The sequence below is a fragment of the Pseudonocardia sp. DSM 110487 genome, assembly GCF_019468565.1.
GTDB lineage: Bacteria > Actinomycetota > Actinomycetes > Mycobacteriales > Pseudonocardiaceae > Pseudonocardia.
The window spans coordinates 5,433,872-5,446,690 of record NZ_CP080521.1; the positions used below are offsets into that span (position 1 = coordinate 5,433,872).

At 70.9% G+C, this 12,819-nt stretch carries 11 protein-coding genes; 3 read left to right on the forward strand and 8 right to left on the reverse strand.

Annotation, left to right across the window (positions count from 1 at the left end; translation table 11 throughout):
• Positions 1-17: 17 nt before the first annotated feature.
• From K1T35_RS25370 to K1T35_RS25380, 3 genes are all read left to right on the forward strand, one after another.
• Positions 18-1,103 (forward strand): IS256 family transposase, encoded by a 1,086-nt coding sequence (locus tag K1T35_RS25370; RefSeq protein ID WP_220254184.1) that lies wholly within the window; start codon positions 18-20, stop codon positions 1,101-1,103.
• Positions 1,104-1,162: 59 nt separating this feature from the next.
• A complete protein-coding gene (locus K1T35_RS25375; protein WP_220254185.1) occupies positions 1,163-1,534 on the forward strand; it encodes a nuclear transport factor 2 family protein in 372 nt (123 codons plus the stop codon).
• 277 nt (positions 1,535-1,811) lie between these two features.
• Positions 1,812-2,957: an oxygenase MpaB family protein gene (locus K1T35_RS25380; RefSeq protein WP_220254186.1), complete on the forward strand. Its 1,146-nt coding sequence runs from the start codon at positions 1,812-1,814 to the stop codon at positions 2,955-2,957.
• Here the strand turns inward: K1T35_RS25380 and K1T35_RS25385 are convergent.
• The 8 genes from K1T35_RS25385 to K1T35_RS49055 form a co-directional block, all read right to left on the reverse strand.
• Positions 2,954-3,667: a class I SAM-dependent methyltransferase gene (locus tag K1T35_RS25385; RefSeq protein WP_220254187.1), complete on the reverse strand. Its 714-nt coding sequence runs from the start codon at positions 3,665-3,667 to the stop codon at positions 2,954-2,956. The two genes, K1T35_RS25380 and K1T35_RS25385, sit on opposite strands and share 4 nt — an antisense overlap.
• A gap of 100 nt (positions 3,668-3,767) precedes the next feature.
• Complete coding sequence (locus K1T35_RS25390; RefSeq protein ID WP_220254188.1) at positions 3,768-4,100, reverse strand: DUF397 domain-containing protein; 333 nt, start codon at positions 4,098-4,100, stop codon at positions 3,768-3,770.
• On the reverse strand, positions 4,097-5,101 hold the full coding sequence (locus K1T35_RS25395; RefSeq protein WP_220254189.1) for a helix-turn-helix transcriptional regulator: 1,005 nt from the start codon (positions 5,099-5,101) through the stop codon (positions 4,097-4,099). Before K1T35_RS25395 ends, K1T35_RS25390 begins: the two co-directional genes overlap by 4 nt.
• A gap of 493 nt (positions 5,102-5,594) precedes the next feature.
• Positions 5,595-7,301, reverse strand: coding sequence for a dihydroxy-acid dehydratase (locus K1T35_RS25400; RefSeq protein ID WP_220254190.1), 1,707 nt, complete (start codon positions 7,299-7,301; stop codon positions 5,595-5,597).
• The gene (locus tag K1T35_RS25405; RefSeq protein WP_220254191.1) at positions 7,298-8,206 is read right to left on the reverse strand and encodes a dihydrodipicolinate synthase family protein; all 909 of its coding nucleotides are present in this window, start codon (positions 8,204-8,206) and stop codon (positions 7,298-7,300) included. Before K1T35_RS25405 ends, K1T35_RS25400 begins: the two co-directional genes overlap by 4 nt.
• Positions 8,203-9,639: an NAD-dependent succinate-semialdehyde dehydrogenase gene (locus K1T35_RS25410; RefSeq protein WP_220254192.1), complete on the reverse strand. Its 1,437-nt coding sequence runs from the start codon at positions 9,637-9,639 to the stop codon at positions 8,203-8,205. Before K1T35_RS25410 ends, K1T35_RS25405 begins: the two co-directional genes overlap by 4 nt.
• Before the next feature lies 1 nt (position 9,640).
• The gene (locus K1T35_RS25415) at positions 9,641-11,368 is read right to left on the reverse strand and encodes a hypothetical protein (protein WP_220254193.1); all 1,728 of its coding nucleotides are present in this window, start codon (positions 11,366-11,368) and stop codon (positions 9,641-9,643) included.
• A 14-nt stretch (positions 11,369-11,382) separates the two neighbouring features.
• Positions 11,383-12,807: an ABC transporter substrate-binding protein gene (locus K1T35_RS49055; RefSeq protein ID WP_255620690.1), complete on the reverse strand. Its 1,425-nt coding sequence runs from the start codon at positions 12,805-12,807 to the stop codon at positions 11,383-11,385.
• Positions 12,808-12,819: the final 12 nt, after the last annotated feature.

The following is a 12,819-nucleotide window of genomic DNA, read 5'->3' on the forward strand; positions in this document are numbered from 1 at the left end:
TCGGGAAGGTACGACCCGTGCTCACCGTAGTTCCTGGAGGTGCCGATGCCGATGACCCCCGCGGAGCGGGTGGTTCGGCGAGTCTGATCGACGAGATCGTGCGTGAGGGTGCCCGCCGGATGCTCTCCGAAGCCCTGCAGGCCGAGGTCGACGCCTCCATCGCCCAGTTCGCGGGCGAGCGCGACGACCACGGCCGGCGGCTGGTCGTGCGCAACGGCTCCCACCAGCCGCGCGAGGTGCTCACCAGCGCCGGGGCGGTCGAGGTGACGGCGCCGCGGGTCAATGACCGCCGCACCGACCCCGACACCGGCCAGCGGCGCCGGTTCTCCTCAGCGATCCTGCCGCCGTGGTGCCGTAAGACGCCGAAGGTCACCGAGGTGCTGCCGCTGCTCTATCTGCACGGGCTGTGCCTGCTCGTGCTGATCGGGGTGCGGGCCGACGGCCGCAAGGAGCTCGTTGCGCTGGCCGACGGTTACTGCGAGTCGGTCGAGTCGTGGGCGGACCTGCTGCGCGACTGCGCGCGGCGCGGCATGTCCGCCCCGGTGCTCGCGGTCGGCGATGGCGCGCTCGGGTTCTGGGGCGCGCTGCGCGAGGTGTTTCCGGCCACCCGGGAGCAGCGCAACTGGTTCCACAAGATCGCCAACGTGCTCGGGGCGCTACCGAAGTCGGCGCATCCGGGGGCGAAGAAGGCGCTTGCGGAGATCTGGAACGCCGAGGACCGCCGGCACGCCCTCGACGCCGTCACCAGCTTCAAGGCCGCCTACGGCACGAAGTTCGGCAAGGCCGTCGCGAAGATCACCGACGATCTCGAGCAGCTGCTGGCCTTCTACGACTTCCCGGCCGAGCACTGGATCCGCCTGCGCACCACGAACCCGATCGAGTCGACCTTCGCCACCGTCCGCCACCGCACCAAGATCACCCGCGGGCCCGGCTCACGCGCGGCCGGGCTGGCAATGGCGTTCAAGCTCATCCAGGCCGCCCAGGACCGCTGGCGCGCAGTCAACGCCCCGCACCTCGTCGCCCTCGTCCGCGCCGGCGCCACCTTCGAGGCCGGCAAGCTCGTCGAACGACCTAACCAACAACCCCAACCCAAAGCCGCCTAAGGTCTTCATCCAAAGGTCTTGACAACGAGCTTGCTTAGTGCGTGCTACGTTTGCCCGCCATGTCGACTCGACCCGAGGAGCTGCACCCGGCGCTCACCACCGCCTACAACGCCGGCGACCTCGAGAGCATGCTCGCACTCTACGACCCGAAAGCCGTCTTCGTGATCAAGCCAGGTCGCGTCACCGACGGACCCGCGGAGCTGCGCACGGCGCTGCGGCGACTCATCGAGCTCCGCGGCCACCTGACCATCCACCCGCACGCCTTTGTCCGCTCGGACGATGTCGTCCTCGTCCTCGGCAAGTACACCCTCTCCGGCCGCCGGCGCGACGGCACCCCGCTCGAGCTCGAATCACGCTTTGCCGATGTCCTCCGCCGGCAGCCCGACGGCCGCTGGCTCCTCGCCGTCGACAACGGCTTCAACGGAGACTGACGCGCCCGCCCATCGAGGGCCGACTGACGGACCACCCAGCCGATACCGATCTCCTGTGGACATCCACCGGTCTGGAGAGACCGGCGTCCGCTATGGGCAGCTGATCGAACGACCCGACGAACACGCCCCACCTACAGTCGACTAGAGATCTTGATCCACAGGTCTTGACAATTCCTCGCGACCGCTGCCCGCTCGACGATCAAGCCTTCCACGGCGGCGGGGCAGTCGGCACGATCGCAGGAGGACGTGACGTCGACGCCTGATCGGGGGACGATTGATGACGGAAAGCACGTGGACGGACGAGCTCCTCGACTCGATGCGCCGCACTGGAGATCCGGACGCGGATGCAGCTATCGAGCAGACCTACGCGGAGGGCCGGGCAGAGCACGTTCGGAAAGCGCTGGTCGACTTCGACCGGAACACCGACAGGATTCCGGACGACCTACCCTCGCGACTCCGCGAATACTTCGAGAAGACCGCCGTCCTGCCGGACTGGGCTGATCCCGACCGGATGGAGCGCGGGAACGACCTGCTGGGCCGGTACCAGCCGTACCTGCTGTCGACGCTGCTGTGCAGTTCACTACCGATGTGCTACGGATGCGGCGACGGCGCACAGGTCCTGTACCGATCGCAACGTCTGACGGGGCGGGTGTACCACCGCCTGATCGATACGTCGCAATTCTTGGTGGACGTACTGTGTGAAGGTGGTCTGCAGCCCGGCGGCCACGGTGTGCGGACGGCGCAGAAAATCCGCCTGCTGCACGCCACCATGCGCTACCACGCGTCCCGGGACAGCGACTGGGACCCAGCATGGGGTCATCCCGTCAACCAGGAGGATCTCGCCGGCACCCTGACGAGCTTTTCCGTGGTGGTCCCGGTGGGGTTGCAGCGCCTCGGCGTCGACCTTCCAGATGGCGATCGCGACGACTTCGTCCACATCTGGCGCGTGATCGGCCACATCCTCGGGATCGATCAACGTCTGAATCCCGCCGACTTCGACGCCGCGCAGGCACTCATGGACAGGATCCTGGATCGGCAGCAGTCCCCTTCGGAGGCCGGCCGGGCGCTGACCAAGGCCCTTCTGGACTTCATCCGCGAGACGATGCCAGGATCGGAGTTCGCCTCCCTCGGGCCCACGTTGATCCGTCATCTGGCCGGCGACCATCAATCCGACCTCGTGGACGTTCCCCAGCCGGATTGGGCCGGCCTGGCCACCGCGGCCGGGCTCGAGGCCGGGGCCGGGTTCAGCGCGGTGACGAGCCGAACCACCAACGCCGTGCCGCTGACCAACCAACTCGCCGCCAAGCTCGGGGACGCGGTTCTCAAGAGCGGGATCCGGCTGGCCAACAAGGGGCAGCGGTCGGAATGGCAAGTGCCCACCGGCTTGACCGATACCTCCGAGGAAGCAGCGGCATCCCGCTAAAAAGGGCGGAAGTCGTCGAACGAGGGTTCGAACGACGGATCAGGCAGGCGAAGGGCTCGCAGGCGGCCGGCTCCGGTCGCGGGATCGGTCGTGCCGCCGTCGAAGACGTCGGGCATGACGAGCCACCCCATGTTGCTCTCGAAGTAGTGGATCGCCGTGCGCACCGACGGCCACCAATAGTCGTCGAGGACGACGATTCCGCCCGGTCGGACGATCTTGCGGAGGAAGTACAGGTCGGTGAAGACCTCGTGGAACCGATGGCTCCCGTCGACGAACGCCGCGTCAGCCGTGAACCCCTGCTCGACGAGTCCGGCCAGGGCTTGCGACGACGGCTGCAGAACGAGTCGCGAGGTCGCATCGAGCCCTGACGATCGGATCAGCTCCCATCCGACGTTCGACCAGGTCGTCTCCTGCAAGGGGTCGATGATCACATGGAGCGGCCGCTTCCGCGGCACGGAAACCAGCGCCTCTCCGATCGCGAGCGCCGAACTGCCGTACGCCAAGCCGATCTCGACGATCGTCTCGACCCCCTCCGCGACGACGAGGTCACGCAGGAGGTTGCAGTCCCGCTCGGGCAGCGTCACCCGCTGGAAATCGCCTTCGTAGTCGCGAGTCCAGCGCGGGCCGTCGAGAACCAGCCGGCGCCGCTCGATCCTGACCCGATCGTGGACGCGCTTTCGTCGCTCCTCGTCGATCGGCCAGATGTCCATCGCTCACCCACTCGCATTACATGATCAGGTCGACACCATACGTGTGGCCTAGCAGGTGTAGACCCATGAGGTCGACATGATCATGCGCACGCCCAGGTCGCTACGCTGCGCCCACCGCGAGCCGGCATTCCCCCGCTCGCGCCCCGGCGACGAAGGCAGCCCACTCGGCGCGCGTGAAGAACAGTTCGCCGCCCTCCCCCGTCATGCGAACGCCCTCGTCCGCGACGAACACCGACGAGTGGGAGGTACTGGTCGCGGCGCCGGCCGCGAGGTCGTCCCATTCGGCGTGGGTGAAGCGAAGTTCTGCCCCGTCGCGGTCCTTGCTGTCCCGGACGTACACGCCGGTGGAGGTGACGGCCCATTCGACGCAGTCGCCGCCGTTGCCACCGGAGAAGGTGCTCTTGACGAACCGGCGGGTGTCCTTGCTGGTCATGACGAGTACTCCTGGAGAGGGATCGCACTGTTCAGGATGTTCGTGAAGATCGCGCGGTACCGGTCGAGATCCGCGGGCTTCTGGAGATAGGCCGCGGAACTGGCGGTCTCGACATACGCGACCGGTGGGTCTTCGTCCGGGTTCTCGAAGTCCAGGATCGCGAAGGAGCCGTTCATAGCCGCGTGCGCGCCGGAGCGCAGCGGTAGAACGTCGATGGTGATCTCGGGACGGTCGACGGCGTCCCGAAGCTTGGCCAGTTGCGTCTGCATCACCTCCGGCCCTCCGACACTCCGCAGAAGGGCCGCCTCGTTGAGCACGGCATGCAGCCGGCGCGGCTCCGCGCGGTCGAAGATCGCCTGGCGTTCCATGCGGACGGCGACGCGGCGCTTGATCTCCCCGTCATCGCTCTCTCCCCGAAAGGCCTGGTAGATCGCCCGTGCATAGTCCTCGGTCTGCAGCAAGCCCGGGACGAGCTCGGACTCGTACTTGCGGATGCTCGATGCCGCCGGTTCCAACTCCATGTAGAGGCTGAACCACTCCGGCACCGCATCGTCGCCGTACACGTGCCACCAGCTCGCCTCCTGCGTCGCCAGTGCCAGCGCCTGCAGTGTCGACGTCTCGTCGGCCGCCACCCCGTACCGGGCGCAGAGGACCGCGATGTCCTGCGGCTTCGCCGGATGCTTCCCGGCCTCGAGCTTGTACAGCTTCGCGCGCGAGATGCCGAGATGTCGTTCCGCGACCACCTCCTCGACGGACATGCCCGACACGTCACGCAGCTGCCGGAGGCGGCGGCCGAGCTGGCGTCTGACAACGGTCGGTCCCACGGACGACATCGTGCTCCTCTGCTCTGCGGTCTCCGGAGCCGACATGGTCTCACATCGGAATCGAGTATCGCGACGAGACACAAGAATTGAGAGTTGTTCGGTGAGACTCTCATCGGTACGGTGAGCTGACCGCACATCGACCGGAGAGAAGCTGCGATGACATTCGATGAATGGCACGGCGACACCTCGGCAGTGGCGGCCGCGGCGCAGTTCCTGGCGGCGGTACCCGGTCGAATCGAGCGAATAGCGGCGAGGCACCATCCCTTGCCCGGGAGCGACATATGCGCGGGATGCAGCGCCGCTCTCACCCGGCACCCGTGCACAGCGTCGCGTATCGCCGAATTCGCAAGGCAGCGGGGCGGAGGGCGGTCGTGAGCCCGTGGCCATGGGCAGGACCCGACGTGGTCCACCTCGTCGTGACCACGGTCGGCGCCGACGGCGTACGACGGCGCTGGTACGCGGACCTGCACACCGGGCCGGAATCCGGCGAGACCATCAGGCTTCCCGCCGGGACTCAGATCGTCAAGATCGAGCGACACCGACGCGTGCGGGTCGAGCTGGGGAGACTTCGGACCCGGCGCCGATGACGCGACGCGAAAAGCACCGCGGTGCACCCGAAAGCGCCACCACGTACTGATCACACCGATCTTCGGCCGACCCGCGGGTCGCGTCAGCCGACGCGGGCTGCGTCGACCGGGGCGGGGACGCAGAAGTCGAGGTCACAGCCCTGGTCGGCGCCGAGCACGTGCTCGTGGAACAGACGCCCGTAACCGGTCGGCGGGCCGGGCGGCGCCGCCGGGAGGGCCGCACGGCGGCGCGCCAGCTCGGCCTCGTCGACGAGCAGGTCGAGCCGGGCCTCGCGCACCGAGAGCCGGATCCGGTCGCCGGTTCGTACGAGCGCGAGCGGGCCGCCCACCGCCGCCTCCGGCGTGACGTGCAGGACGATCGTGCCGTAGGCGGTGCCGCTCATCCGGGCGTCCGAGATGCGCACGATGTCCTTCACTCCCGCCCGCGCGAGCTTGCCCGGGATGGGCAGGTAGCCCGCCTCGGGCATGCCGGCGCCGCGGGGACCCGCGTTCTGCAGCACGAGAACGTCGTCGGGCGCGACGTCGAGGTCGGGGTCGTCGATCCGGGCGGCGAGGTCCTCGAGCGAGGTGAACACGACGGCGCGTCCGGTGGTCTCGAAGAGCGCGGGGTCGGCGGCCGACCGCTTGATCACCGCACCCTGCGGCGCGAGGGAGCCGCGCAGCCAGACGAGCCCGCCCACGGGCCGCGCCGGGTCGGACAGCGGTCGGACGACGGATCGGTCCACCCAGCGCGGGCCGTCCCCGAGCACGTCGCCGAGCGTCTTGCCCGTGACGGTCGGGGCGGACAGGTCGAGCAGGTCGCGCAGCTCGTGCAGGACCGCGGCGAGGCCGCCGGAGGCGTGCAGGTCCTCCATGTAGTGGTCGCCGGTGGGCTTGAGCTCCACGAGGACCGGCGTGGTGTCGCTCAGTGCGTTCAGCTCGTCCGGGTCGATCGGCAGGCCGAGGCGCCCGGCCACCGCGGTGAGGTGGATCAGCGCGTTCGTCGAGCCGCCGATCGCGAGCAGCACGCGCAGCGCGTTGCGCACGGATGCGGGCGTCACCACCTGGTCCGGGGTGCGCCCCGCGCGGGCGATCTCGACGGCCGCAGCGCCCGTGGCCTCGCCGATGCGCAGCCGGTCGGCGTGCACGGCGGGGGCGGTGGCGCTGCCGGGCAGCGCCATCCCCAGCGCCTCGGCAATGCAGGCCATCGTGCTGGCGGTGCCCATCACCGCGCACGTCCCGGCCGTGGTGGCGAGGTTGCGCTCGACCTCGGCGATCTCGACGTCGTCGACCTCGCCCGCCCGGTAGCGCGCCCAGAACCGGCGGCAGTCGGTGCAGGCGCCCAGCCGCTCGCCGTGGTAGCGCCCCGTGGACATCGGCCCGGTGACCAGCTGGATCGCCGGGCGTCCCGCCGAGAACGCGCCCATGAGCTGCGCGGGCACCGTCTTGTCGCAGCCGCCGACGAGCACCACCGCGTCCATCGGCTGCGCCCGCACCATCTCCTCGACGTCCATCGCCATGAGGTTGCGGAACACCATCGAGGTGGGGGTCAGGAAACTCTCCCCCAGCGAGATCGTCGGGAACGCCATCGGCAGCCCGCCCGCCGCGAGCACGCCGCGCTCGACGGACGTCACCAGCTCCGGCTGCGCGCGGTGGCACGGGTTGAAGTCGCTCGGCGAGGTCGCGATCCCGATCACGGGCCGTTCCAGGGACTCCGGCGAACGCCCGCTGGCGTGCAGGAAGCTGCGGCGCAGGAACCGCGAGAACGCGACGTCGCCGTAGTTCGCGAAGCCCCGGTCGAGACCGCTCACGAAGCGACCCGCAGCGCGTGGGGCGTGCGCCGCAGGTGCTCCAGCAGCACGGGGAGCAGCGGCTCCGGGGCGGGCGCGGCGGGCGGGCGGACGGCGGGCGACGCGATCAACCCGCGGTGCACGAGGCTGTGCTTGCGCAACGCGAGCGCGATCCCGGCCTGGAACTCGAAGTTGACGAGCGGCAGGTAGTCCAGCCACGCCTCGCGGGCCGCGGCGAACCCGCCGTCGCGGAACGCGTTCACGCACGCGATCAGGCCCTCGGGCACCGAGAAGCCGGTCATGGCCCCTGCCGAGCCGACGGCGAGCTCGTCGAGCAGGCCGGTTCCGCCCAGCCCGCCGAACACCGGCACGGAAAGCCCGGCGGCGAGGATCGCGACGGCGGGCGGGCTCGGCGCCGACTCCGACTTCACCGCCACCGCCGCCGGCACCCGCCGGACGACCTCGACGAGGTCGGCCGTCGCGATCGACACCCCGCTCATCACCGGGTAGTCCTGCACGACGATGCCCTGCCCGGTCCGCTCGGCGACGGTGGTGAGCTGGCGGACCACGGCGTCCGGGTCGGGCGAGCCGACCTGCACCATCAGCCCGGCAGGCGACCGGTCCAGCACGTCGAGCACGTTCGCCGCCTCGGCGCAGGCCGCGTCCGCGTCCAGCGCGGAGAGCCCGATCACCAGCGGCAGCTCCGGGGCCGCCGCCGCGACCGTCCGCACCACGGTCTGCCGCTCGTCCGGGGTTAGCCGGGCTGCCTCGCCGAACACGCCGAGCGCGGTGAGCCCGGTGGCCCCGATCCGCACGTAGTGCTGCACCTGGCGCGTCAGGGAGTCGGTGTCGACGCTCGCGCCGTCCGGGGTGAGGGGCGTGGCGAGGACGCCCCACACGCCGGGCGCGAGCTTCTGGACGGTCATACGGTTCCCCTCGTCGTCACGGCCGTGGCCACGGTGTAGGCCTCCAGGCTCTCCGTACCCCCCTCGCGGCCGTAGCCCGACAAGTGCACCCCACCGAACGGGGACGCCGCGGCCGCGAGAGCGGTCTCGTTCACCCCGATCATGCCCACGTCCAGCCCCGCGATCACCCTGTCCGCCCGGGCGAGGTCCGAGGTGAACACGTAGGCGGCGAGGCCATAGGGCACATCGCCTGCGCGGGCGAGCCCGTCGTCGAGGTCGGCGAACCGCAGGATCGGCAGGATCGGCCCGAACGGCTCCTCGGTGAGCAGCGCGGCGCCATCGGGGACGTCGGTGAGCACCGTGGGCGGGTAGAACCAGCCGGGCCCACCGGGGACCCCGCCGCCGCACCCGACGGTCGCGCCGTCGGCCACCGCCTTGTCGACCAGCTCGGCAACGGCCGCCCGGCGCCGCGCGTTCGCGAGCGGCCCGACGTCGGTGTCCGGGTCGGCGCCCGGCCCCACCCGCAGCGCCGTGACCCGCTCCAGCACGGCCGCGACGAACCGGTCGTGCACCGCGTCCTGCACGAAGATCCGGCTCGGCGAGATGCACACCTGCCCGGCGTTGCGGAACTTCGCCCGTACGACGGCGTCGGCGGCGCGGCCGAGCGCGGCGTCGTCGAGGTCGTCGAGCACCAGCAGCGGGGCGTGGCCGCCCAGCTCGAGGGTGAGCGGCTGCAGGTGGGTCGCCGACAGCCGCACGAGCTCGCGGCCCACGGGCACCGAGCCGGTCAGCGTGATCTTCGCGATGACCGGCGACTCGATCAGCCGCCTGCTCACCCGCGGCGGATCGCCGGTGATCAGGTTGACGACGCCGTCGGGCGCCCCGGCGTCCTGAAGGGCCGCCACCAGCGCCATTGCCGTGCGGGGCGCCTCGACCGCGGGGCACAGCACGATGCTGCAGCCGTACGCGACTGCGGGCGCGAGCTTGCGGGCCGGCAGCGCCGCCGGGAAGTTCCACGCCGTGAACGCGGCGACCGGGCCGACCGGGCGCCGCTCCACCCACGATCGGCGGCCCGGTTCGGTGGCCAGCACCCGCCCGTAGGAGCGCACGGCCTCGCCCGCGAACCAGCGGAACTGCTCCGCGGCCTGCCGCACCTCCGCCCGCGCCTCTGCGATCGGCTTGCCCTGCTCCTCGGTCAGAACGGCGGCGATGGCCTCGGCCCGGTCGAGCAGCAGCGCGGCCGCGCGGTCGAGGACGGCGCCGCGGTCGGCGGGCGCGGCGTGCCTCCAGGTCGCGAACCCGGCCGCCGCGGCGGCGAGCACGTCGTCGAGATCGGCGTCGGACGCGTCCGGGACCCGGCCCACCACCTGCCCGGTGGCGGGATCGTGGATGTCGATCGTGCGCCCGTCGGAGGCGGCGCGCCATGCCTCGCCGATGAGCAGCTCGTCGGGCACCTCAGGCGACCTCTCCGGCCGGGGTGAGCACGATCAGGCTGAGCGAGGGCAGAGGCAGCTCCAGCCGCAGCGCGAGCCCGCCGTCGACCGTCTCGGTGACGTCGTCGGCGAACGGTTCCAGGCCCTGCCGGTCGCGGATCGTGGCGAGCTGCTCGGGCGTCGGGTCCTGCGGCGCGCCGAGGTCCCGCCACACCGTGTGGCTGTTGCTGTGGCTGTGGTCGATGCGCCGGTGCGCCACCGTCCACCGTCCCGGCGCGAGGCCGTCCACCTGCAGCTCGACCGGGGTCGCGGCTTCGTCGGTGGCGTACTGGTCGTCGGCGTGCCGCCACACCAGCACCGCGACCCGCCCGTCGGCCGAGCCGCGCGAGGCGAGGACGTCCACCTCCTCCGGCAGGCCGGGGCCGAGCGCGCCCAGGTCGTCGACGACAACTGCGGCATCGGACGTGGCGCCGATCCGCCGGTCCCCCAGCTGCGCGAACGCCCGGTAGGCGTTCATCAGCGGCTTCTCGATCCCGGACGCCGTGACGAAGCTGCGGGTGCCCTCGAAGGAGCGCTCACCCTCCATCGAGAAGCTCCACGTGGTGGCCTCGGCCACCTGGGCGGCGCGCTGCTCGTTCAGGTCGAGCACCTTCTTCATCAGCTTGGCCTGGAACACCGGGTAGTACTCGGTGTTGCGGTAGGCGAAGTTCGGGTTGTCGTACACGCCCCAGTGCGCGGGCACCGACGCGTCGCACTCGTCGACGATCGCCGGGAGGCCGTTGTAGCGCGGGAACTCCTCCATCACGGCGAGCGCCCTGTCGATCTCGCGCAGCATCTTCGTGGTCGACGGCGACTGCCGCTCCGGTGCCGGCGCCCCGATCGGCCCGTACGTGCGCCATGGCGTGAAGTGGGCGCCCTTCGTGTGGAACGAGACGAAGTCGAGCGGCAGGTCCCGCTCGGAACAGGCGGCGAGGAAGCCGCGCAGGAACCGCGCGCCCGCGTCACCCCCGGTCACCGCGGGCCCGCCCACCTTCGCCTCGGGCAGCACGCTGCGCACGGCCCGCGCCGTGACGGCGTAGAGCTCGTGGAACTCCTCGGGCGTGCCGCGCCAGTAGGAGATGTCGGGCTCGTTCCACAGCTCCCACAGCCAGTGCGACACCTCGTCGGCGCCGTAGCGGTCGCGGCAGTGCGCGGCGAGCGCCGCCACCAGCCCGCCCCACTTCGCGTAGTCCTTCGGCGGGTAGGACCACCAGCCGGCCTCGTACTCGCTGTACAGCGTGGGGCTCGGGGTGAAGGCGAACTCCTCCTTCGCCCGGTCCGGAACCAGGGCGTGCGGCGTGAACGCCAGCTCGACGAGCGGGTGGTGGCCTGCGCCGACGATCGTGTCGTAGGTGAGGTCGGCGATGGTGAAGTCGTAGAACGGGTTGCCGTCGGCGTCCTCGTGGTAGACGTTCCCGGCACCCCAGTGCGGCAGCCCCAGTCCGGTGCCGCTGTTGAAGATGTAATGCGGCCGCACGTGGTAGGCCGTCTCGGCGAACGCGCCGATCGTCTGCAGCGTCCGCTTGCCCTGCGGGGTGTAGGTCCAGTTGATCTCGTCGTAGCCGAGGCTGGACCACGGCCGCGCCAGCACCCCGCGGTCGTCGCTCGCGTCCACCCGGACCCGGGCCTGCCGCACGTGCGGGGCGTCCGGATCCGAGGGGGCGTGGCGCAGCGGCTGCACCGCGCTCGGAGAGCTGTTCTGGTCGGTCATCTCTTCCTCTCGGATCAGGCGTAGACGTAGTCGGTGGCCTGCTGCCAGTCGGGGAACGCCCAGTCGTCGAGAGAGACCTGGGCGCCTTCATCGGTGGCCTGCTTCAAGGCGCGCTCCCGGTCGGCGGTGGACGCGTCGCTGAGCTGGCGGAGGGCGGCGCGCAGATCGGGGATGTTGCCGCCGAGGTAGCCCTGGACGATGTCCCCGAGGTCCGGGCTGATGGGCTTCTCGAGCGCCTCGACCGCGGCGACCTGCGGATTGCGCACCACGGCCTCCGGCATGCGTTTCACCTGATCGCGGAAGTAGCCGACCACCCGCCGGTACGGCTCGGTGACGTCGGCCGTCTCGACGATGTCGAGGTTCATCGGCGGCTGGTCCATGCCCGCGGCGAGGCCCGCTTGGTACTCGGGCGTGGTGAACGAGCTGACGAGAGCGATCGCGTGCCCGGGGTCGGCGGTGCTGCCCGCGACGAAGATCTGCGACGCCGGCGCCCCGCGGTAGACGACGGGCTGCGTACCGGGCTCGGGGGTCAGGATCGGGCCGACCTCCATGGTCGGCACGAACTCCGGGTTGACGGCCTTGACCCCGCCTGCGCACCACGGCCCGTCGGGAAAGAAGCCCGCAGTCCCGGCCGCCCACCGGGTGCACGCGTTGGCCACGGTGAAGTTGATGGCGCCGGGGATGATCGCGCCGGTGTCGTTCAGCTCCTTCCAGAAGTCGATGGCCGTGACGTAGGCGTCGTGGTGGTAGGCGAACTCCCCGGTGGTGAACAGCCGCCCCTCGAAGCCGGGGAAGCCCGCGGCGCACGCCATGTCGTTGATCTGCTCCCGCATCCGCGCCTTCCCGCCCAGCGCCAGCATCATCGGCACCTCTCCCTGCGCCGCGATCCGGCGGCACGCGTCGCGGAAGGCGTCGTAGCTGGTGGGCGGGTTGGCCGGATCGATCCCCGCCGCGGCGACGATGTCGCGGTTGAACCAGGTGGCGGCGGCGTACTGGCGGAAGGCGAACAGCGGTAGCCCGTACACCTTGCCGTCGATGTTCGTGATCCCCTCGGTGAGGGCGCCCTCCGGCAGCCGCGCCTTCACCTCGTCGGAGAGGGCCAGCTCGTGGACCCACCCCTCCCGCACCAGCGCGGCGAGCGGGATGTTCAGGATGTTCGTGTAGACGTCCGGCAACTGCTTGCCCTGGTTGGCCAGCTGCAGCGCCTCGATCGCCCGGGTGACGTCGTTGTAGGTGTACTCCACGCTCACGCCCATGGCCTGCGACTGGCGCTGCGCCCAGTCCTCGTGGAAGTTCTGCAGCGCGCTGTAGTGGTCCCACCACCGCAGCCCGCTTCCGCCCGAGGATCCGCCCGCGCCGCCCCCACAGGCGGCGAGCAGGGTCGTGGCGGCGAGGGCACCACTGGCGCCGAGAAAGGCCCGACGGCTGATTCCGGACATATCTACTCCTCG